Annotated in this window: 19 protein-coding genes and 1 pseudogene; 11 read left to right on the top strand and 9 right to left on the bottom strand. The window is 51.6% G+C overall.

From position 1 onward, the window contains the following. The first annotated feature begins 15 nt into the window (after positions 1-15). Positions 16-2,064, top strand: a complete 2,049-nt coding sequence (gene prc / locus ACT9TW_RS19265) for a carboxy terminal-processing peptidase (RefSeq protein WP_446493403.1) — start codon at positions 16-18, stop codon at positions 2,062-2,064. 193 nt (positions 2,065-2,257) lie between these two features. Beyond that, positions 2,258-3,139: a protease HtpX gene (gene htpX / locus ACT9TW_RS19260; RefSeq protein WP_446493402.1), complete on the top strand. Its 882-nt coding sequence runs from the start codon at positions 2,258-2,260 to the stop codon at positions 3,137-3,139. 49 nt (positions 3,140-3,188) lie between these two features. On the opposite strand, the gene ACT9TW_RS19255 is transcribed toward htpX, so the two are convergent. Further along, a complete protein-coding gene (locus ACT9TW_RS19255; protein WP_182061474.1) occupies positions 3,189-4,562 on the bottom strand; it encodes an MFS transporter in 1,374 nt (457 codons plus the stop codon). Between the two features lie 178 nt (positions 4,563-4,740). On the opposite strand from ACT9TW_RS19255, the gene kdgR reads away from it, so the two are divergent. Beyond that, the gene (gene kdgR / locus ACT9TW_RS19250; protein ID WP_182061473.1) at positions 4,741-5,532 is read left to right on the top strand and encodes a DNA-binding transcriptional regulator KdgR; all 792 of its coding nucleotides are present in this window, start codon (positions 4,741-4,743) and stop codon (positions 5,530-5,532) included. 61 nt (positions 5,533-5,593) lie between these two features. Here the strand turns inward: kdgR and ACT9TW_RS19245 are convergent, their stop codons facing one another. After that, positions 5,594-5,833 carry a YobH family protein gene (locus ACT9TW_RS19245; protein ID WP_436353303.1) on the bottom strand — a complete coding sequence of 80 codons (240 nt, stop codon included), beginning with the start codon at positions 5,831-5,833 and terminating at the stop codon, positions 5,594-5,596. A 160-nt stretch (positions 5,834-5,993) separates the two neighbouring features. On the opposite strand from ACT9TW_RS19245, the gene mgrB reads away from it, so the two are divergent. The 7 genes and pseudogenes from mgrB (at position 5,994) to rlmA (ending at position 11,221) form a co-directional block, all read left to right on the top strand. Beyond that, positions 5,994-6,137, top strand: coding sequence for a PhoP/PhoQ regulator MgrB (gene mgrB / locus ACT9TW_RS19240; RefSeq protein WP_013096124.1), 144 nt, complete (start codon positions 5,994-5,996; stop codon positions 6,135-6,137). Between the two features lie 74 nt (positions 6,138-6,211). Then, entirely contained in the window at positions 6,212-6,499 is a 288-nt protein-coding gene (locus ACT9TW_RS19235; RefSeq protein ID WP_446493401.1) for a YebO family protein, read from the top strand. Positions 6,500-6,522: 23 nt separating this feature from the next. Next, positions 6,523-7,512 carry an MBL fold metallo-hydrolase gene (locus tag ACT9TW_RS19230; protein ID WP_446493400.1) on the top strand — a complete coding sequence of 330 codons (990 nt, stop codon included), beginning with the start codon at positions 6,523-6,525 and terminating at the stop codon, positions 7,510-7,512. A gap of 527 nt (positions 7,513-8,039) precedes the next feature. Then, a pseudogene (locus ACT9TW_RS19225) lies at positions 8,040-8,184 on the top strand (DUF2627 domain-containing protein). A gap of 12 nt (positions 8,185-8,196) precedes the next feature. Then, positions 8,197-8,406: a transcription antiterminator/RNA stability regulator CspE gene (cspE, locus tag ACT9TW_RS19220; protein WP_001062678.1), complete on the top strand. Its 210-nt coding sequence runs from the start codon at positions 8,197-8,199 to the stop codon at positions 8,404-8,406. A gap of 230 nt (positions 8,407-8,636) precedes the next feature. Next, a complete protein-coding gene (gene ftsI / locus ACT9TW_RS19215; RefSeq protein WP_446493399.1) occupies positions 8,637-10,343 on the top strand; it encodes a peptidoglycan glycosyltransferase FtsI in 1,707 nt (568 codons plus the stop codon). A 65-nt stretch (positions 10,344-10,408) separates the two neighbouring features. Beyond that, positions 10,409-11,221: a 23S rRNA (guanine(745)-N(1))-methyltransferase gene (rlmA, locus tag ACT9TW_RS19210; protein ID WP_315686049.1), complete on the top strand. Its 813-nt coding sequence runs from the start codon at positions 10,409-10,411 to the stop codon at positions 11,219-11,221. Here the strand turns inward: rlmA and mntP are convergent. The 5 genes from mntP to manX form a co-directional block, all read right to left on the bottom strand. After that, the gene (mntP, locus tag ACT9TW_RS19205; protein WP_182061468.1) at positions 11,218-11,784 is read right to left on the bottom strand and encodes a manganese efflux pump MntP; all 567 of its coding nucleotides are present in this window, start codon (positions 11,782-11,784) and stop codon (positions 11,218-11,220) included. The genes rlmA and mntP overlap by 4 nt on opposite strands. A 399-nt stretch (positions 11,785-12,183) precedes the next feature. Then, positions 12,184-12,642: a DUF986 family protein gene (locus ACT9TW_RS19200; protein ID WP_446493398.1), complete on the bottom strand. Its 459-nt coding sequence runs from the start codon at positions 12,640-12,642 to the stop codon at positions 12,184-12,186. A gap of 54 nt (positions 12,643-12,696) precedes the next feature. Further along, on the bottom strand, positions 12,697-13,548 hold the full coding sequence (locus ACT9TW_RS19195; protein WP_014070653.1) for a PTS mannose transporter subunit IID: 852 nt from the start codon (positions 13,546-13,548) through the stop codon (positions 12,697-12,699). Positions 13,549-13,560: 12 nt separating this feature from the next. Then, complete coding sequence (gene manY / locus ACT9TW_RS19190) at positions 13,561-14,361, bottom strand: PTS mannose transporter subunit IIC (RefSeq protein ID WP_008500490.1); 801 nt, start codon at positions 14,359-14,361, stop codon at positions 13,561-13,563. A gap of 47 nt (positions 14,362-14,408) precedes the next feature. After that, positions 14,409-15,371 (bottom strand): PTS mannose transporter subunit IIAB, encoded by a 963-nt coding sequence (gene manX, locus ACT9TW_RS19185; RefSeq protein WP_446493397.1) that lies wholly within the window; start codon positions 15,369-15,371, stop codon positions 14,409-14,411. Positions 15,372-15,834: 463 nt separating this feature from the next. Here manX and yoaE point away from each other — a divergent pair, with 463 nt between their 5' ends. Then, positions 15,835-17,394 (top strand): CNNM family cation transport protein YoaE, encoded by a 1,560-nt coding sequence (gene yoaE, locus ACT9TW_RS19180; protein WP_446493396.1) that lies wholly within the window; start codon positions 15,835-15,837, stop codon positions 17,392-17,394. A 6-nt stretch (positions 17,395-17,400) separates the two neighbouring features. Here yoaE and ACT9TW_RS19175 read toward each other — a convergent pair whose 3' ends face one another. Further along, positions 17,401-18,999, bottom strand: a complete 1,599-nt coding sequence (locus ACT9TW_RS19175; RefSeq protein WP_446493395.1) for an EAL domain-containing protein — start codon at positions 18,997-18,999, stop codon at positions 17,401-17,403. 132 nt (positions 19,000-19,131) lie between these two features. Then, positions 19,132-20,496: an L-serine ammonia-lyase gene (gene sdaA, locus ACT9TW_RS19170; RefSeq protein WP_014070649.1), complete on the bottom strand. Its 1,365-nt coding sequence runs from the start codon at positions 20,494-20,496 to the stop codon at positions 19,132-19,134. Between the last annotated feature and the right edge of the window lie 125 nt (positions 20,497-20,621).

Raw genomic sequence — 20,621 nt, 5'->3', positions numbered from 1 at the left:
GAGGCCAAGCCTGGCATGAACACTTTTTTTAAGCTCACCGCGCTGGCGGGCCTGTTTGCTATAACAGGTCACGCTTTCGCAGTGGACGATATTACGCGTGTTGATCAAATTCCGGTTTTAAAGGAAGAGACTCAGCACGCGACGGTGAGTGAGCGTGTGACGTCACGCTTTACTCGTTCGCATTATCGTCAGTTCGATCTTGATCAGGCCTTTTCGGCCAAAATCTTCGACCGCTATTTAAACTTGCTGGACTACAGCCATAACGTGCTGTTGGCCAGCGATGTTGAACAGTTCGCAAAACGTAAGGCCGACGTGGGCGATGAACTGCGCTCCGGTAAGCTGGATCTGTTCTACGACCTGTATAATCTGGCACAGAAGCGCCGTTTTGAACGTTACCAGTACGCGCTGAAAGTGCTGGAACGTCCGATGGACTTCACCGGAAATGACACCTTTAATCTGGATCGCAGCAAATCTCCCTGGCCGAAAGATGAAGCCGAGCTGAATGCGTTGTGGGACGGAAAGGTAAAATATGACGAGCTGAGCCTTAAGCTCGCCGGCAAAGACGAAAAGGAGATCCGTGACACGCTGACGCGTCGTTATAAATCGGCCATTCGTCGTCTGGCGCAAACCAACAGTGAAGATGTGTTCTCGCTGGCAATGACTGCGTTTGCCCACGAAATCGATCCGCATACCAACTACCTTTCCCCGCGTAATACCGAACAATTCAATACTGAAATGAGCCTGTCTCTGGAAGGTATTGGTGCGGTACTGCAAATGGACGACGATTATACGGTCATCAACTCCATGGTGGCGGGTGGCCCTGCATCCAAAAGCAAAGCGATTAGCGTTGGCGATCGTATTGTCGGTGTCGGCCAGACCGGGCAGAGCATGGTTGATGTTATCGGTTGGCGTCTGGATGATGTTGTCGCGCTGATCAAAGGACCAAAAGGCAGCAAGGTTCGCCTGGAAGTCCTGCCTGCCGGTAAAGGCACCAAAACCCGTATCGTTACCTTGACCCGCGAACGTATCCGTCTGGAAGACCGCGCGGTGAAAATGTCGGTCAAAACCGTGGGTAAAGAGAAGGTCGGTGTTCTGGATATTCCTGGCTTCTACGTTGGCCTGACGGATGACGTAAAAGTGCAGTTGCAGAAACTGGAAAAGCAAAACGTCAGCAGCATTATCATCGATCTGCGTAGCAACGGTGGTGGTGCATTAACCGAAGCAGTCTCACTTTCCGGGTTGTTCATTCCGTCTGGTCCGGTGGTTCAGGTACGCGATAACAACGGTAAAGTGCGTGAAGACTCTGATACCGATGGTGTGGTTTATTACAAAGGCCCGCTAGTGGTGTTGGTCGATCGCTTCAGTGCTTCAGCTTCTGAGATCTTTGCGGCTGCAATGCAGGATTATGGCCGTGCGCTGATTGTGGGTGAGCCAACCTTCGGTAAAGGTACTGTTCAGCAATACCGTTCTCTGAACCGTATTTACGATCAGATGCTGCGCCCTGAATGGCCAGCGCTGGGTTCCGTACAGTACACCATTCAGAAGTTCTATCGTGTGAATGGCGGCAGTACGCAGCGTAAAGGCGTAACGCCGGATATCATGATGCCTACGGGCACGGAAGAGACAGAAACCGGCGAGAAGTTTGAAGATAACGCACTGCCGTGGGATAGCATCAACGCCGCGACGTATGTGAAATCTGGTGACATGACCCAGTTTGGTCCTGAACTGCTGAAAGATCATAACGATCGCATCGCAAAAGATCCTGAGTTCCAGTACATCATGAAAGACATTGCGCGTTTCAATGCCATGAAAGATAAACGGAACATTGCTTCTCTGAATTACGCACAGCGTGAGAAAGAGAACACGGAAGATGATGCAACCCGTCTGGCGCGTATCAACGATCGCTTCAAACGTGAAGGCAAACCGCTGCTGAAAAAACTGGACGATCTGCCTAAAGATTACCAGGAGCCAGATCCGTATCTGGACGAGACGGTGCATATCGCTCTCGACCTGGCGAATCTTGAAAAAGACAAGCCAGCCGTGCAACCTGCACCGGCAAAATAACCCCCAGACAGGCACAAGTAATTGTGCCTGTTCTTTTTAGTTCTGCATCCTCCCGTCAATCAGCTTTCCAATTGTGTAAAGTTGTGTCTTTCTGGTGACTTACGCCCGTCGAATCCTTGAAAATAGACGCAATACCCATACGATGTGGGTAATCGCATAGTGCGTTTTGTTAAACTGAGGTTAAAAGAAAATTATGATGCGAATCGCGCTCTTCCTGCTCACCAACCTGGCGGTTATGGTGGTATTCGGGCTCGTGCTAAGCCTGACAGGAATTCAGTCGAGCAGCGTTCAGGGTCTTTTGATTATGGCGCTGCTGTTTGGTTTTGGTGGTTCCGTCGTTTCTCTGCTGATGTCGAAGTGGATGGCACTGAAATCTGTGGGTGGTGAGGTCATTGAGCAGCCACGTAACGATATGGAACGGTGGCTGATGAACACTGTTGCTCAGCAGTCGCAACAGGCGGGTATCGCCATGCCACAGGTCGCCATTTACCATGCACCGGACATCAATGCGTTCGCCACGGGTGCGCGTCGCGATGCGTCACTGGTTGCGGTCAGTACCGGTCTGTTACAGAACATGAGCCGTGACGAAGCCGAAGCGGTTATCGCTCACGAGATTAGCCATATTGCCAACGGTGATATGGTGACCATGACTCTGATTCAGGGCGTGGTGAACACCTTTGTTATCTTTATTTCGCGTATCCTGGCGCAGATTGCCGCTGGTTTTATGAGCGGAAACCGTGACGAAGGTGAAGAGAGCAACGGTAACCCGCTGATCTATCTCGCTGTGTCGATAGTACTGGAGCTGGTGTTTGGTATTCTCGCAAGCATCATTACCATGTGGTTCTCTCGTCACCGTGAATTCCATGCGGATGCGGGCTCTGCGAAACTGGTAGGGCGTGAAAAGATGATTGCCGCGTTGCAGCGTCTGAAAACCAGCTACGAGCCGCAGGAAGCAACCAGCATGATGGCATTCTGCATCAACGGTAAATCTAAATCGTTGAGTGAGCTGTTTATGTCTCACCCGCCGCTGGATAAACGTATCGAAGCGCTGCGTAGTGGGGAATACCTGAAGTAACGCAGTTTGTGATGAAGAGCCGGGCAGGAGCCACTCCGCCCGGCTTTTTTTATGCCTGAACACCGGGCTGAGTGACGCGAAGCCCGCTGATAATCGCAGCAATGGTAGCGAGTGTCCCGGCGGTAAACAGCGCCACGTGTGTGCCATTCTGACCGGCGAGGTTAAACATCAGAGCGACCAGCGCAGCCCCGGTACTTTGTCCAAGTAAACGTGCCGTACCCAGCATTCCGCTGGCACCACCGCTGCGATGGCGCGGGGCGGAAGTGATAATGGTGTGGTTGTTCGGTGACTGGAACAGACCAAACCCGGCGCCGCAGAGGATCATTCGCCAGATAATATCCAGGTCAGAGGGCGAGGAGGGGAGCAATGCCAGAGCGAAAAGCCCTGTTGCCATCACCACCAGACCGAGTGCACCCAACAGCCCGGCATGAACCCGCTCAATCAAATAACCTGCCAACGGTGCCATCACCATCGTGGCCAGCGGCCACGGGGTTAACAACAGCCCCGTTTCAACCTCAGTACGGCCAATCACGCTCTGTAAGAAGAAGGGCAGAGATACCAGCGCCAGCATCTGCGCGCAGAATGAACAGATTGACGTACCAATAGAGAGTGAAAACAGTGGAATGCGTAACAAATCAACTGGCAGCAGGGGCACAGGCAAGGACAACTGGCGGCGAACAAAGAAGAAGCCGATAACCAGCATCGCGGCAATTTCTGCGGCGATTAAGGTGATGGACTGACCTTGAGCAAATCCGCTAAGGGCGGTGATCAGCAGACCGAAGGTCAGCGCATTCATCACCGCACTGGGTAAATCGAATCGCGGCATGGTGTTTTTCGGGCCATTTGCCGGGAGGTAGCGCAGGGCAAAGACGATAGCAATGATGCCCAGCGGCACGTTGATAGCAAAAAGCCACTGCCACGACGCAACGGAGAGGATTGCAGCGGCAATGGTTGGCCCGGCCGCCGAGGAGACCGCGACAATAAAGGAGTTTATCCCCATGCCGCGACCCAGATGGCGCTGCGGGTAGATAAGGCGTATCAGCGCCGTATTCACGCTCATCAGTGCTGCGCCGCCAAATCCCTGGGCGATACGGGCGAGAGTAAGTGTATGCAGGGAATCCGACAGGGCACAGAAAAGTGAGGTGAGCGTAAAGACCACCAGACCGCACTGATAGACCCGGCGATAGCCAAACATATCACCGAGGAAAGAGAGCGAAAGAAGAGAAACCACGATCGCTATCTGGTACGCATTCACAATCCAGATGGAACTGGCGGGTGAGGCATGAAGGTCGCTGGCGATGGTTGGCAGGGCAACGTTAGCAATTGCACCGTCAAGGACAGCCATCGAAATACCGATAATAATGGTGGCAATGGCGCCGTACCGCTGGGGTAAAGGCAGTCCATCAGAAGGGATTTTTTCCATGGGGAATAAAAAGCTCAACGTGAAATTATTCTCAGAGTAACTATTTTAGCATTGTTAATTCCGTTTTATGTCGCAGATTTGTAACGAAGTAAACAGGGATTGATTGCAGGTATCATGACAGGAATTTATAATAAAAACCGGTTCTGATTTTTATAAAACACTCTCTATGAGGTGATAAATGGCAATCGCAGATTTGGATAAGCAGCCAGATTCTGTTTCTTCCGTGCTGAAGGTGTTTGGCATCTTACAGGCGCTCGGAGAAGAGCGTGAAATTGGTATTACAGAGTTGTCGCAGCGTGTGATGATGTCGAAAAGCACCGTTTATCGCTTTTTGCAAACCATGAAGTCTTTAGGGTATGTCGCGCAGGAAGGCGAATCTGAAAAATATTCTCTGACGCTGAAACTCTTCGAACTGGGTGCCCGCGCGCTCCAGAACGTCGATCTGATTCGCAGCGCCGATATCCAGATGCGTGAATTATCTCGTTTAACCAAAGAGACGGTTCACCTGGGGGCGCTGGATGAAGACAGCATTGTTTACATCCACAAAATTGACTCCATGTACAACCTGCGCATGTATTCGCGCATTGGCCGTCGTAACCCGCTGTACAGTACCGCAATCGGTAAAGTGCTGCTGGCCTGGCGCGATCGTGAAGAAGTGACCCAGATCCTCGATGGCGTGGAATATAAACGCAGCACCGAGCGAACCATCACCAGCACTGATGAGCTGTTAACGGTTCTCGATAAGGTTCGCGAGCAGGGTTACGGCGAAGATAACGAAGAGCAGGAAGAAGGTTTGCGTTGCATCGGTGTGCCGGTGTTTGATCGCTTCGGGGTGGTGATTGCCGGCCTGAGTATTTCGTTCCCGACGCTGCGTTTCTCTGAAGAACGTCTGCACGAGTATGTGGCGATGCTGCATACCGCTGCGCGTAAAATCTCCGAGCAGATGGGTTATAACGAGTATCCGTTTTAATCCAGGCTAAGATAAAAACGCCGCGTAATCGCGGCGTTTTTTATGAATTTCCGTTGTGATGTTAGCCGTTATCGATAACGACCGTCATCTTGCGCAGCACCGGGCAGTTGGTTAACCCAATGAAACCGCTGTCTGAATGCAGGTATTGTGCCGTGCTTACCCCACGAGCAGTCACATACTTACACTGAATACCTAAGCCCGCCGCATTTTCTGTGCTTCCCACAAGTACACCGTATCCGGTTAATAACAGGCCAATCCAGATAATGGCCAGTGCAATAATGGTGCGAATGATTAAACGCATCTTTGCCTCTTTTTGTTAGTTGTCATGCCTTTAAGCGTAACGGGTTTACGCAATGAAACAAGTGCACTATTCCGAAAAGTACTTGATGACAGTACAGTTAGCCCCTGTTTAAGATAGCCATGCTAACCTGGTTACATCAGGTCATAAGACGGAGTGTGGAGTGAAAAAAATACGCTGGGTAATTCTGGTTATCGTGCTGATAGCATGCGTGGTGTTGTGGACGCAGACTATCAATGTGATGTGCGATCAGGATGTACAGTTCTTCAGTGGCGTTTGTGCAATCAATAAGTTTATTCCGTGGTAAGACTCATTTTTTCTCAAGGTGATTTCCTTCCTTCGCGCCAGTGGTAAAATAGACGTTTTTATTGAGGTGGTGAAATGGGTGAGTTACTGAATTCAGGGCTGCTGAGCATGGCGTCCCTGGTTATCTCTTTGGTTATTATGGTTGTGGGTTTGGTTCTGTGGTTTTTCGTCAATCGCGCCAGCTCCCGTACAAACGAGCAAATTGAGTTACTGGAAGCATTGCTCGATCAGCAGAAACGACAGAATGCCTTGCTGCGCCGTCTGTGTGAAGCCAACGAGCCAGAAGAGAAAGAAGCGGTAAAAGAAGCGGTTGTTGAAGATAAAGAAGAAGACGATTTTATTCGCCTGGTGGCTGAACGTTAATCTGTGATTCACGGGAGGTGGCTGTGGTCTGGAAAAATCCCTGGTATGACCCCTCCCTGAAGCATCACACCCCCGCTGGTTTTCGCAATACGCTCCCCGCTGGCCATCAGCAGGGAGATGTCGAACGCTGGCGAAAAGAGCGTAAATCAGCCGGGTTGCCTAAACCGCCCGCAGCGGGCTATGACACCTTTCTTAAGCAGTGGTGGCAGCCTGTAACCCTTAACGCGTTATCCGAAGATGGCGTATGGTGGCTGGGCCATGCCAGTATGCTATTGCGTATGGACGGGAATTACATCCTGACCGATCCCGTTTTTTCCCGACGTGCCTCTCCGTTTCCTTTTCTTGGGCCCGAGCGTAAAACGCCTCCGGTTATCTCTGTCGATAAACTCCCGCAGCTCGATATTCTGGCCATTTCCCATAATCACTATGATCACCTCGATGCCGCCACCGTTCGTCATCTGTTGCGTCGTTTCCCCGATCTGCACGTGTTTGTGCCATTAGGTCTGGCGAGCTGGTTTCGTCGTCGGGGAGCAAAAAATGTGACTGAACTCGACTGGTGGCAGAGCATAACGTGGCAGGGTATGACGCTCACGGCTGTACCCGCGCAGCACTGGAGTATGCGCACGCCGTGGAACCGAAATCGCTCCCTCTGGTGCGGCTGGGTATTTGAAAGCCGTCATCATCGCTTTTGGTTTAGCGGTGATACGGGTTATACGCCGGAGCTGCTCACCATCCCCGAACGGCTTGGAAAGATTGACGCTGCCGCATTGCCGGTTGGCGCGTATGCACCGCGCTGGTTCATGTCAGTACATCATATGGACCCGCAATCTGCCGTTGCGTTATGGCAACAACTGGGTGCTCCGCTGGCATTCCCCATTCACTGGGGCGTGTTTGAATTGGGGGATGAATCGCTGGAAGAACCGGTGCAGGAGTTAAATCAGGCACTCGCCAATTTAGCACCAGTTAATGATTCATTCAGGACACTGAAAATTGGTGAATATTTACCCTTCTAAACGCAGCGCTGATTTGTTGCATATATTCTGTATTTTAATCACGCAAAGAGAATTTTATTTTTATCGAAACGTTTTGCTTGCCTTCTTTTGAGGCAGAGTCATAAAAATTTCATTATTTTGGTGCATAACGATATTTATTAAGCGGTGAATTTTAATACAACTCGGGCGGGTTTTTTAACAACGTATTTTCATTACAACAGCTCCGGTACGGTGGAATGATTTAAGCATAACTTTTCACAATTTGTTCTAACTCAATCATTGCATGGAGGATTCTTTTGCCTGGCGCTGGACGCACCGAAGTGATTGAGCTAAGGTAAAAAAGTCTTAGATTACAGCGGTTGTGAAAACATCGTTAATGCAGTTCAGGCTGGTAATGCCGATCGCAAACATTGCGCATAATTGTGCAGAAGGTTGCAAGGCAGCGCCAGAATTTGTGCGGCGGATCTAGACACGTTTAAAAATGGCTTGCCATAATTAACGTTGTGTGTGATAACACGTTTTGGGTCAAACGAGGTACAGTTCTGTTTATGTGTGGCATTTTCAGTAAAGAAGTCCTGAGTAAACACGTTGTCGTTGAATACCGCTTCTCTGCCGAACCTTATATTAGTGCCTCAAGCAGTAATGTCTCAGTTTTATCTAAGTCAATGCCTGCGGGCTAAGAAAACACTCTAAGGAATTTTGCAAATGGCAAAGATTAAAGGTCAAGTTAAGTGGTTCAACGAGTCTAAAGGTTTTGGTTTCATTACTCCTGCTGACGGCAGCAAAGATGTGTTCGTACACTTCTCTGCAATCCAGGGTAACGGCTTCAAAACTCTGGCTGAAGGCCAGAACGTTGAGTTCGAAATTCAGGACGGCCAGAAAGGCCCAGCTGCAGTTAACGTAACTGCTATCTGATCGAACCACTGCTGACTGAAGTGCTTCTGCGCTTCGATCTCAGATATAAAGCCTCGCTTATGCGGGGCTTTTTTATTGCCTTATCTTTCAAAATATTACGAATGAACGCCTTGTTAGCAACTTGTTGCAAAGCTACGAGGTTATTAGCATTGTTTTCACCGCGTCAGCCGGCCTTTTCCCGTTAAATCAGGGCGTTGTTCAACGGACCTGGGGTTCAGGTGAAAAAGAAAATGATAACGACAGCCGGAAACTTTACCCCGGCTCGTTTTGCGCTGCTGTGTCTTGCTATTTTTTGTAGTCTGGCTTTCTTACTGGGCCGTGTTGCCTGGTTGCAAATCATCAAACCTGACAATCTCGTTAAGCAGGAAGATATGCGCTCGCTACGTGAAGTCGCGATTGATGCGCCGCGCGGGATGATTGTTGACAGGGAAAACAGACCGCTTGCTGTCAGTGTACCGGTAAGAGCCGTCTGGGCTGATCCGAAAACCGTGCTGGCAAAAGGCGGTGTGGGGTTTGATGAACGCTGGCAGGCGCTGGCGAATGCATTACATCTCTCTCTTGGCACACTCTCTGCCCGAATCAACAGCACACCGCAGGGGCGCTTTATTTATCTTGCCCGTCAGGTTGACCCTTCTCAGGCGCAATGGATCGATAAACTCAATCTGCCAGGCATCAACTTGCGCGACGAATCGCGGCGCTTTTATCCCGCCGGTCATGTTGCAGCCAACCTGATAGGGTTCACGAATATTGACGGGCAGGGCATTGAAGGGGTTGAGAAAAGCTTTAACGCACAACTTTCAGGGAAAGCCGGCGTCAGGCAGGTGAGGGAAGACCGCTACGGGCGCGTGGTTGAAAACCTGACTGAGATAGCGCCGGTTCCAGCGCACAACATCCAGCTTAGTATTGATGAGCGTCTGCAAACCATTACGGAAGATGCGCTGGATAACGCTGTCGTGTGGAATAAAGCCGAATCTGGCGCCTCCGTTCTGATTAACGTCCAGACGGGCGAGATCCTGGCGATGGCGAGTTTCCCTGATTTCAACCCTAATAATCGTGATGGTGCGACTTTGAACGATTTTCGCAATCGCGCCATCAGCGACACCTTTGAACCGGGCTCTACCGTCAAGCCTCTGGTGTTGATGACCGCGTTACAGCAAGGGCTGGTAAAGCCCGACAGCGTGATAGATACCCATCCGTACATGCTTGATGGCCACCGCATTCGGGATGTGGGGTATTACCCTGAACTGACGATGACCGGTATATTGCAAAAATCGAGCGACACAGGGGTGTCTCGTCTCTCTCTGGCGATGCCGATTCAGCGATTGCTTGATACCTATAAGAACTTTGGTTTTGGCACGAACACCGGGCTTGGCTTAACGGGGGAAAGCTCTGGTTTGCTGCCGCAGCGTAAATTCTGGAGCCAGCTAGACCGGGCCACCTTCGCGTTTGGCTACGGGCTGATGGTCACGCCACTGCAACTGGCGCATGTCTACGCTACTATTGGCAGCTATGGGCTGGAGCGCCCGTTGTCGATAACCCGAATTGATCCTCCGGTAATCGGGCACAGGGTGATGTCTGAGGAGATTGCCCATGAAGTTGAGCATATGATGGAAAGCGTGGCGCTGCCGGGTGGCGGTGGCATTAAGGCTGCGGTACGCGATTATCGTGTCGCGGTTAAAACCGGGACAGCGAAAAAAATCGGCGATGACGGTAAATATGTCGATAAATACGTGGCTTACACCGCAGGCGTTGCGCCCGCCAGCCAGCCGCGTTTTGCGTTAGTGGTGGTGATTAACGATCCTCAAAACGGGGATTATTACGGCGGGGCAGTATCAGCACCGGTTTTCAGCGAGATCATGGGGAACGTTCTACGCCTTGAAAACGTCAAACCTGATGGTTTAGCGGCGGATTCCTCTCACCTTATCGTCATGCGTTAGCCAGGCGTTTATAACCCGGGCGAATAGCGGTACACTTTCGCCCTTTATGATTGCCCGGAGCCACCATGTCCTTCAGTTGCCCACTTTGCCACGCGCGTCTGACGCGTTCTGAGAAAAGTTTTACCTGCCCGCAAGGGCACCAGTTTGATATGGCGAAAGAGGGCTATGTGAATCTTCTTCCGGTGCAACATAAACGTTCGCGCGACCCGGGCGACAGCGCGGAGATGATGCAGGCGCGCCGAGCATTTCTTGATGCCGGACATTATCAGCCCCTGAGAGACACTGTTGCACAGCTACTGACAGAAAACCTTTCGACGCCTTCAGCCATTCTGGATATTGGCTGTGGTGAGGGTTACTACACAGCGTTGTTTGCTGATGTGGCCCGCGAGAAAGGCGCTGAAACCTACGGTCTGGATGTCTCTAAAGTGGCTATCCGCGCGGCGGCGAAGCGCTATTCGTCGGTGACGTTCTGCGTGGCGTCCAGCCATCGCTTGCCATTTGAGGATGCCAGCATGGATGCCGTGGTGCGAATTTATGCGCCCTGTAAAGCGGAAGAGCTGGCGCGGGTCGTAAAACCCGGTGGCTGGGTGATTACCGTTACGCCGGGCCCGCGTCATCTGATGGAGCTGAAAGGTTTGATTTACGATGACGTGCGCTTACATGCACCGCATTCTGAACAGCTGGCGGGTTTTAGCCTGCAACAGGAACAGACGGTCGCGTATGAGATGAAACTCAAAGGGGATGAAGCGGTAGCCTTGCTGCAAATGACGCCCTTTGCGTGGCGGGCGAAACCTGCTGTGTGGGAGACGTTAGCGAAACAGAACGAGTTTTGCTGCCAGACGGATTTCAGTATCCACTGCTGGCAGCGCAAAGATTAACCGGCGAAGTGTGCCCACAGGATTTGGGCACCAATCCCGATTAACACGATACCCCCCAGAATTTCGGCTCGCTTGCCAAGCAGCGGGCCGATAAAGCGGCCAACCATCATCCCCAGCGTCGACATAATCAGGGTGGCACAGCCAATCGCCAGGGCGGTGGCGATAATGTTGACCTGAAGGAATGCCAGACCAACCCCTACAGCCATCGCGTCAAGACTTGTGGCGATCGCGGTCGTGACCAGCAACCAGAATCCATGGCGGTGTTGCGGTGCTTCATCTTCATCGCTGCTTGCGCGAAAACCTTCGATAACCATTCGCCCGCCGAGGAACACCAGCAGAACAAACGCGATCCAATGATTCCACTCCAGGACGAACTGGCTGGCGAGCATTCCCAGACCCCAGCCAATCAGCGGTGTCAGCGTTTCGATGGCACCAAAGATAAGACCGGTGCGTAACGCTTCAGAGAATTTTGGTTTGTGGAGAGTGGCACCTTTACCAATGGAGGCTGCAAAAGCGTCCATGGACATGCCGAAAGCCAGAAGAATTGTTGCAGAGATATTCATAAGAGCGTCCAGACCGGGAGATATCCATATGACACATCACTGCCCCCAGTAAACAGCAGTTAATGTATCTATGGTCTCGCCTGATCTTTTCGAACACCGCAACTGTGCAAAAAGATCCGTACGCGCCACGTTTTTCAACGAGTATGTTGACACGTACATTTCCTGGTAAACAGGAAATCAGCTACTCCCCAACGACGGGCGCAACCTTAACATATTTTTAGAATATAAAACAACAACAGAAAAGTATTATTCCATTAACTAGTTGATAACGATTTTCATTTAGATTTAAGCGTAAACTTATCGTTAATAAATATAAGTGTTTTTGGTTTCTGAATATAGCTAAGGCTATATTCTCAGCGTGAAAATACCGCAATATATAGCCAGTGCTATAAGTGTAACTTATTGAGTTTTAACGAGTAACTTGTATATCTTTTCAAGGTCATCAATATTTTTGACCCGAATAAGAAGGCGGCGTTGTTCTAATTGCATAACCAGAACACCATCTTCCGATAAATTCATCTCTTTAATGCGGTTATATTCTATCCATACATTGGCAAAGAAAAACCCCTGACTTTTAAAGATGACCTTCGGTGTGCGGACCCAGAACAAATAAATCGCCATTAATACCAGCGCACATAATAACCATGTGGTTAATAATGCACCGTGACTCATGATGTTGTTGTAAATCAGAATGACCAGTAAACCCACAAAGATGACGGCATCGATGCGGTTACGGCGCAGAAGAGGGATGGTGAGCAACGATTCGCCATGGCGGCGGGGCATGATGAACTCATCATAAATGGCGTAAGCCAGAAGGGCAGCAATAAAAAGAACCAGTACGATGTCCGTGGCAGTCATTCATCCTCCAGATAAAAAAACCGGGGGCAAGCCCCCGGTATATAAAGCAGTAACTTACAGACCCAGCAAGCCGACAGCGTAGCCCGCGATACCGATGACGAAGAAGCCAACGATGATCCACAGCGGGTTAACTTTCTTACGCAGCAGCCACATACAGGCGAAGGTCAACAGCAGTGGAACCAGGCCTGGCATCAGCTGATCCAGAATGGTTTGCACCGTGGTGACGCGCGTCTGACCATCCTGACCGGTAATGGTCGACACCACCAGCGGGATGTTCACGTGCGTCCATTTGTTAACCAGTGCCCCCATGACAAAGAGGCCGAGAATAGACGCCCCCTCGGTCAGTTTTTGCAGGAAGCCACCGCCCATGTCCTTAACGATGTCAACACCTTTACGGTAGCCGTATGCCACGCCGTAATAACGGGTCAGCAGACGCACAGCGTTGAACAGGATGAAGAACAGCAGTGGGCCGAGCAGGCTCCCACTCATTGCGATACCTGCACCAAGAGCCGCAAATACCGGACGAACAGTACCCCAGAAGATGGGGTCGCCCACGCCTGCCAGCGGCCCCATCAGACCAACTTTGATACCGTTGATGGCACCATCGTCAATCTCTGCGCCGTTAGCACGCTGCTCTTCCATCGCCAGGGTAACGCCCAGAACCGGTGCCGCTACATAAGGATGGGTGTTGAAGAATTCCAGGTGACGCTTAATCGCCTGACGACGCGCTTCGTTGTTTTCCGGATACAGGCGTTTGATCGCCGGTACCATGGAGAAGCAGAAGCCGAGCGCCTGCATACGTTCGAAGTTCCATGAACCCTGAAACAGGTTAGAACGGATGAACACGCCACGAATATCACCCGGAGTGAGTTTCTTCTCAGTGGTATTTTTTGTCATATCAACCATTTCGCTCACCTGCTAGTCCAGTTCGTTATCGAGATCGTTATTACCAGCAGCCTGTGCCGGAGCACCCGCTACGCGGTTGTATTTCGGGCTGAGCTGGATGTAGAGAATCGCCATGACCGCACCAATCACACCCAGAGCAACCAGGTTGAAGTTGGTGAACGCAGCGGTAACGAAGCCGAGGTAGAAGAACGGCATCAGATAGCCTGCGCGCATCATGTTGATGACCATCGCATAACCTACTACCACGATCATGCCACCTGCGATGTTCAGGCCGCCGGTCACCACTTCAGGAATGGCGTTCAGCATACTCTGCACTTCGCTGGTACCGACAGAGATAGCAACGATAACGGCCGGGATTGCAATACGCATTGCTTGCAGGAACAGGGATGAAACGTGGATCCAGGACAACGCCGTCAGGTTGCCATTTTCGGCCGCCTTATCCGCCGCGTGCTGGAAGGCTACGGTGATGGTACGAACGATGATGGTCAGTACCTGGCCTGCTGCTGCCAGTGGAATCGCCAGCGCGATACCTGCACCGATGCTTTGGTGGCCGGCAATAACCAGAACGGTAGAAATAATGGATGCTAGCGCGGCATCTGGCGCAACCGCCGCACCGATGTTCATCCAGCCGAGGGCGATCATTTCCAGGGTACCACCGATGATGATACCGGTTTTCATATCACCGAGAACGGCACCAATCAACGTACAGGCCACCAGAGGGCGGTGGAACTGAAATTCATCAAGTACGGATTCCATACCCGCAATACATGCGACGACGAACACCAGCACAATCTGAAGAGTGGTAATCTCCATTGCACTTCTCCTATTACATAAGCTTTATGTGAAAAATCAGCGCGGGGTTATTTCCCAACTTTGCCGATCAAATCCATCATTTTCAGTTTCTGGTCTGTGGAAACTTTACGGGCTTCCAGCTCAATACCGCGTGCATTCAGTTTGTTGAATGCTTCGATATCTTTCTCATCGACTGAAATCGCGTTGTTGACCTGAGTTTTCCCCTGACGGAAAGCCATACCACCAATGTTAACAGAGGTGATTTTCACGCCGCCTTCAACAATGCGCTCTACATCTGTCGGGTTAGTAAACAGAAGCATCACGCGCTCACCAGCATATTTCGGGTTGTTATAAACGCGGAGCATCTTGGCGATATCCACAACGTGCGCGGTTACACCCGGTGGGGCAACCTGCGTCAGCAGGGTGCTTCGCACCGTGTCGGCGGCAACTTCGTCGCTGACCACGATAATGCGTTTAACGTTGGTTTCTTTGGTCCAGCGTGTTGCCACCTGGCCGTGGATTAAACGGTCATCGATACGTGCGAGGCCGATAACCATGTAATCGTTAGGGCCCATCGGTTTCGCTGGTGCGGCGGCTTTTGGCGCCACGGCAGCAGGTACAGGCTTCGCAACCGGTTGTGCTTTCAGCGCTTTCACGCCTTCGCGACCGGTTTGAACGGCCAATGCCACCAGCTCATCGAAAGACGGGTTGTCGTCACGCGCCATGAAGGTTTCTACCAACATCGGGACATTGACCCCGGCGATGACTTCATAGTGCTCTTTATCGACGACAATGCGACTGGCAGCGTTGAATGGGCTGCCGCCCCATGTATCGACGAGAAACAGCACGCCTTTGCTGGTATCCAGCTTCTCCAGTTGAGCAGTGTATTTCTCAATCAGCGTTTCGGCGTTTTCACCGGGAACGAAATCGATCCAGCCCACGTTTTCCTGCTCGCCCAACAGCATTTCTGCTGTTTTGAGTAACTGCTCTGCAGCCCAACCATGTGTGCCTATTACAATAGCAATGGTCACTTGCTACCTCCTTTTATTATCATTAATACGTCTGCCAGGCATTCGTACTGAGAATCGTATTAGGTGAACCGAATCGATTCAGATAAGGGTTAGAGTTAAATTAACTAAGACTTCCGCGATTTATTTTAGATAGTGAAAAAATAATTTATGTGATGAAGATCCGTAATTTAGCTACGGATTTCAGATTTTTCGGTAAGGTAAAGCACTTGTGTTACAGATGTTTGCAAAGGAACGTAAATCTTTGCTAAAAACCCATTGTCTCTGATATGTTTAGCCTCCGTTTAATTGTTCAGGAGTATAGGGCAGCAGCCCACTGTATGGACCGTCACCGACGTCAGACATCTTTCAGGCTATTTCATGCCTTTTTCACCGGCGTTCCTCGCCACGCATCAATTCTGTCTACCCTTGATTTGCCCACGTTGAGTGGGGCACCGTTTCGTCATTCCTTTAGCAGGAGCTTGTCATGGAATTCTTAATGGACCCGTCAATCTGGGTGGGATTACTCACGCTGGTGGTACTTGAGATTGTTCTCGGTATCGATAACCTGGTGTTTATTGCCATTCTCGCGGACAAACTGCCGCCGAAACAGCGTGATAAAGCGCGTCTGATCGGCCTCTCGCTGGCGCTGTTTATGCGACTGGCGCTGCTGTCCGTCATCTCGTGGATGGTTACGCTGACCAAACCGCTGTTCTCCGTGATGGATTACACCTTCTCCGGCCGTGATTTGATCATGCTGGTCGGGGGTATATTCCTGCTTTTCAAAGCGACGACGGAGCTTCACGAACGGTTAGAGAACAGACAGCATGATGATGGCCACGGTAAAGGCTATGCCAGTTTCTGGGTTGTGGTCCTGCAAATTGTGGTGCTGGATGCCGTGTTCTCGCTGGATGCGGTGATTACTGCGGTCGGTATGGTGAACCATCTGCCGGTCATGATGGCGGCTGTTGTCATTGCGATGGCGGTCATGCTGCTGGCGTCTAAACCGCTGACGCGCTTCGTGAACCAGCATCCGACGGTCGTTGTACTCTGTCTGAGCTTCCTTCTGATGATTGGCCTGAGCCTGGTGGCAGAAGGGTTTGGCTTCCATATTCCGAAAGGTTACCTGTATGCCGCAATTGGCTTCTCGATCCTCATCGAGCTGTTTAACCAGATTGCGCGCCGTAACTTTATCAAACAGCAGTCCAATCAGCCGCTGCGCGCCCGCACGGCGGATGCCATTCTGCGTCTGATGGGCGGTCGTCGTCAGGTGAACGTGCAGTCTGATTCAGACAACCGTAACCCGGTCCCGGTGCCTGAAGGGGCGTTTGTCGAAGAAGAGCGTTACATGATTAACGGCGTGCTTTCTCTGGCCTCCCGTTCGCTACGTGGGATCATGACGCCACGCGGTGAGATCAGCTGGGTAGACGCGAACCTCAGCGTGGATGAAATTCGCCAGCAGTTGCTCTCTTCACCACACAGCCTGTTCCCGGTGTGTCGTGGTGAGCTCGATGAGATAGTGGGTATCGTGCGCGCGAAAGAGCTGCTGGTAGCCCTTGAAGAGGGGGGGAACGTTGAAGCCATTGCCGCAGCGTCGCCTGCTATCGTGGTGCCTGAAACGCTGGATCCGATTAACCTGCTGGGCGTGTTGCGTCGTGCCCGCGGCAGCTTTGTTATCGTCACCAACGAGTTTGGTGTCGTGCAGGGGCTGGTCACGCCGCTGGACGTGCTGGAAGCTATCGCAGGTGAATTCCCGGATGCGGATGAAACCCCGGAAATCGTCGCCGATGGTGACGGATGGCTGGTAAAAGGTACCACCGATCTGCACGCGTTATCCCATACGCTGGGGGTGGAAAACGTGCTCAACGATGAAGAAGACATTGCCACCGTGGCAGGTCTGGTCATTTCGGTAAACGGACAAATTCCGCGTACCGGTGACATCATCGAACTGCCGCCGTTGCACATCACGATTGTCGAAGCGAACGACTACCGTGTTGATTTGGTGCGTATTGTTAAAGAGCAATCAGCGCATGACGAAGATGAATAAGTGGCTCTAACGTAACGGCATTAAGGGCACGATGTGCCCGTTATGACGCGCTGGCGGAGGCGAGCTCCCCGCCAGCCATTTTGGAAACTCCCGCAACGGCATCGGCCGGGCGTAAAAAAATCCCTGCAAGATATGCACACCGTGGCGGCGCAGATACTGCGCCTGCTCCTCGGTTTCTACACCTTCCGCAACCAGTTCAATATTGAGTCGCTGACCCAGCGCGATGATGATATCCGTCACGGTCGAATTTACCGCGTCTGTACCAATCGCCGTAGTAAATGACTGATCGATTTTCAGTACATCCGGGTGCAGCTTTTCCAGCCATGAGAGCGAACTGTTTCCTGTCCCAAAATCATCAATGGCGAGCTTCACCCCTTTATTGTGAAGCTCACGCACTATCCGGTAGTCCACATCCATAAGTGCATCGCGCTCGGTTAATTCGATAACCAACTGCTGAGCCGGACCCACGTTAAACCAGGAATGGTTGAGATCTTGCAATAGGGTGGCGTGGCGAAAATGGCTGGCGGCAACGTTAATACCTATCTGAAACCCAGAGGACGCGGGAAAAAAGCCAATCTGACGAACCGTTTCGGTAATAACATAGCGGGTTAGTGGGACTATCAGGTTGTGCTCTTCTGCCAGAGGGATAAACACTTCAGGGGAAATCCAGCCCTGACGCGGGTTATTCCAGCGCAGTAAAATTTCAACGCCAACACAATTCTGCGTCCGGGCATTCACCAGCGGCTGACAGAAGAGTTCAAATTCACGCGCCGCCAGCCCCATGTTAATTTCCCACGTGAAGCTCATTCTCCTGGCCGTTGCAAGCCAGGCGACATAGCCAAGCAGCAGGCTGAGCATGAGCGCCAGCGGTAACTGGGTTGGCAGATTTTTCAGCGCCAGTTTCCCGGGGCCGGGGCCACTCACCGTAATGCTGAAGGGATAGTGTGATGACGCTTTGTGCAGAAGCGAATCGCCATCATCAAAGGTCAGGTTATCCGTCACCTGTTGCCCGTAGCGCAGGAAGTTGTTGCCCACCCTCAGGACAACGTCAGTAATCAGTGGAGGTTGCGGCTCCAGCATCATTCGGGTGATGAGATCAATGTTAACAATCTCCATCACCCCATCTTCACCACTTTGTGAAACGGGATACCACTGGATGAGGATTGGGCTGCCTTTCAGCAGCCACTGATCGGTCGATAAAATGAGCCGGGGTGCGTTATTGGGTAAAGTGGGCTGTACCTCACGTACAAGAACGTCCCGCGTTCCGAAGATACTCGAACAATACAGCACGCCATCCTTGACCAGCGCGATGGAGCGAACGGTTTGCAAAATGGCGGCTTGCTTTCGCAGCACCAGATGCGCTTGCGTGCAGGGCTGGCCGACCAATGATTGCAGCATACCGCGACGGTTTTCTAACGAAAGCAGGACCTTATCCATCGAATTAACGGTGTGGCTGGTAAAGTCGCGGATCTGTTCCTGATTTAAATTGCGCTGTGAAATAAACCGAATTCCCAGCGTAAGGATGAGCGTAAGAAGCGCGACCGTGACACTGACGATAACGCGTTTTTGGCGGTAGTTTTTAATGATCGTTTGTGCAGTTTGCATAAAACGGTCGCCTGAAACGCCACTGGCACCAAAAGCCAGAAGCAACAGAGAAAGTGTAGTGGGGAAATGCTAAGGCGACGAGAAAGAAGGGGAAAATTCGCCCATCCGTTGCAGATGGGCGAGAGCGAGGTATTAGTCGCACTGCACCTTAATGGCCAGCCCGCCACGCGAGGTTTCGCGATATTTAGCGTTCATGTCTTTACCTGTTTCATACATGGTTTCGATAACCTTATCCAGCGATACACGTGGTTCGCTGGTACGGCGCATCGCCATGCGGGACGCATTGATCGCTTTTACTGATGCGATTGCATTACGCTCGATACAAGGCACCTGCACCTGGCCTGCGACCGGGTCACAGGTCAGACCGAGGTTATGCTCCATACCAATTTCGGCAGCAACACACACCTGCTCAGGGCTTGCACCCAGTAGTTCTGCAAGACCGGCAGCCGCCATAGAACAGGCCACGCCCACTTCGCCCTGGCAACCGACTTCAGCGCCAGAGATAGAGGCGTTCATTTTGTACAGCGCGCCAATTGCACCTGCCGCCAGGAAGTAACGGATATAGATATCCGGGCTGACAGATTCAATAAAGTGATCGTAATAGGCCAGCACCGCCGGAACAATGCCGCACGCCCCGTTGGTTGGTGCGGTAACAACACGACCGCCAGCGGCGTTCTCTTCGTTTACCGCAAGCGCAAACATGTTCACCCAGTCGACCACATTCATCGGGTCGTTGGAGAATTTATCGGTTGTAACCAGCATCCGGCGCAGGGCAGAAGCACGGCGCGGAACGCGCAGTGGGCCAGGCAGTACGCCTTCGGTATTCATACCGCGATCGATACAGGCACGCATGGTTTGCCACACGTTAGCAAAGTAGTCTTCAATCTCTTTCTTGCTGTGCAGCGCCAGTTCGTTCTGCATCACCATGCCGGAGAGTGATAGCCCCGTTTCTTTGCAATACGCCAGCATCTCGGTGGCAGACTTGAACGGATACGGCACGCTGACGTCGCCAGCGCTGTCTTTGCCAAAGTGCTCTTCATCAACGATAAAACCACCGCCGATGGAGTAGTACGTTTTGCTGTAAATCTCTTTTTCGCCGTTCCAGGCATGGATGGTCATGCCATTTTCATGCAGCGGCAGGTTGTCGCTGCGAAAACGCATTCCGTCATCCTGCGGGAAATCCACTTCGTGCTGGCCGTTTGCCAGCAGCAGGCGACCGCGTGTTTCAACGTCGCGGATGAATGCCGGGATGGCATCAATATCAACAGTGTCCGGCATATTGCCCGCCAGACCCATAATAATGGCGATATCGGTGTGGTGGCCTTTACCCGTCAATGACAGCGAGCCGTAGACATCCACGGCAACACGGGTAACGCTTTCCAGTAATCCTTTTTCGACCAGGTCATCGACGAACTGTTTACCGGCCTTCATCGGCCCTACAGTATGGGAAGAAGAAGGACCAATTCCCACTTTGAACATGTCGAATATACTAATCACTTTCACACTCCTGACAGGGTTACCGGGTTTCCAGTAACGATGTTATAACTGCGCATAGTGTAAGAGGGAACACTGGCCTCGGCTTAACTATTCACATGAATTAAACTAATGGATAGCAGCTGTTT

Source organism: Enterobacter sp. C4G1, from assembly GCF_052886895.1.
Note: the sequence above shows the minus strand (reverse complement) of the source record. Positions and strands in the feature narration are given on the sequence as shown.

What these genes read in the sequence shown, in the direction of transcription:
- kdgR (WP_182061473.1), top strand. Translation starts at nt 4,741, where the DNA reads ATGGCAATCGCAGATTTGGATAAGCAGCCAGATTCTGTTTCTTCCGTG.
- ACT9TW_RS19200 (WP_446493398.1), bottom strand. Translation starts at nt 12,642, where the DNA reads ATGACTGCCACGGACATCGTACTGGTTCTTTTTATTGCTGCCCTTCTG.
- rlmA (WP_315686049.1), top strand. Translation starts at nt 10,409, where the DNA reads ATGTCCTTCAGTTGCCCACTTTGCCACGCGCGTCTGACGCGTTCTGAG.
- prc (WP_446493403.1), top strand. Translation starts at nt 16, where the DNA reads ATGAACACTTTTTTTAAGCTCACCGCGCTGGCGGGCCTGTTTGCTATA.
- ACT9TW_RS19195 (WP_014070653.1), bottom strand. Translation starts at nt 13,548, where the DNA reads ATGGTTGATATGACAAAAAATACCACTGAGAAGAAACTCACTCCGGGT.
- ACT9TW_RS19255 (WP_182061474.1), bottom strand. Translation starts at nt 4,562, where the DNA reads ATGGAAAAAATCCCTTCTGATGGACTGCCTTTACCCCAGCGGTACGGC.
- htpX (WP_446493402.1), top strand. Translation starts at nt 2,258, where the DNA reads ATGATGCGAATCGCGCTCTTCCTGCTCACCAACCTGGCGGTTATGGTG.
- yoaE (WP_446493396.1), top strand. Translation starts at nt 15,835, where the DNA reads ATGGAATTCTTAATGGACCCGTCAATCTGGGTGGGATTACTCACGCTG.
- ACT9TW_RS19245 (WP_436353303.1), bottom strand. Translation starts at nt 5,833, where the DNA reads ATGCGTTTAATCATTCGCACCATTATTGCACTGGCCATTATCTGGATT.
- manY (WP_008500490.1), bottom strand. Translation starts at nt 14,361, where the DNA reads ATGGAGATTACCACTCTTCAGATTGTGCTGGTGTTCGTCGTCGCATGT.
- mntP (WP_182061468.1), bottom strand. Translation starts at nt 11,784, where the DNA reads ATGAATATCTCTGCAACAATTCTTCTGGCTTTCGGCATGTCCATGGAC.
- ACT9TW_RS19235 (WP_446493401.1), top strand. Translation starts at nt 6,212, where the DNA reads ATGGGTGAGTTACTGAATTCAGGGCTGCTGAGCATGGCGTCCCTGGTT.
- ACT9TW_RS19175 (WP_446493395.1), bottom strand. Translation starts at nt 18,999, where the DNA reads ATGCAAACTGCACAAACGATCATTAAAAACTACCGCCAAAAACGCGTT.
- cspE (WP_001062678.1), top strand. Translation starts at nt 8,197, where the DNA reads ATGGCAAAGATTAAAGGTCAAGTTAAGTGGTTCAACGAGTCTAAAGGT.
- ftsI (WP_446493399.1), top strand. Translation starts at nt 8,637, where the DNA reads ATGATAACGACAGCCGGAAACTTTACCCCGGCTCGTTTTGCGCTGCTG.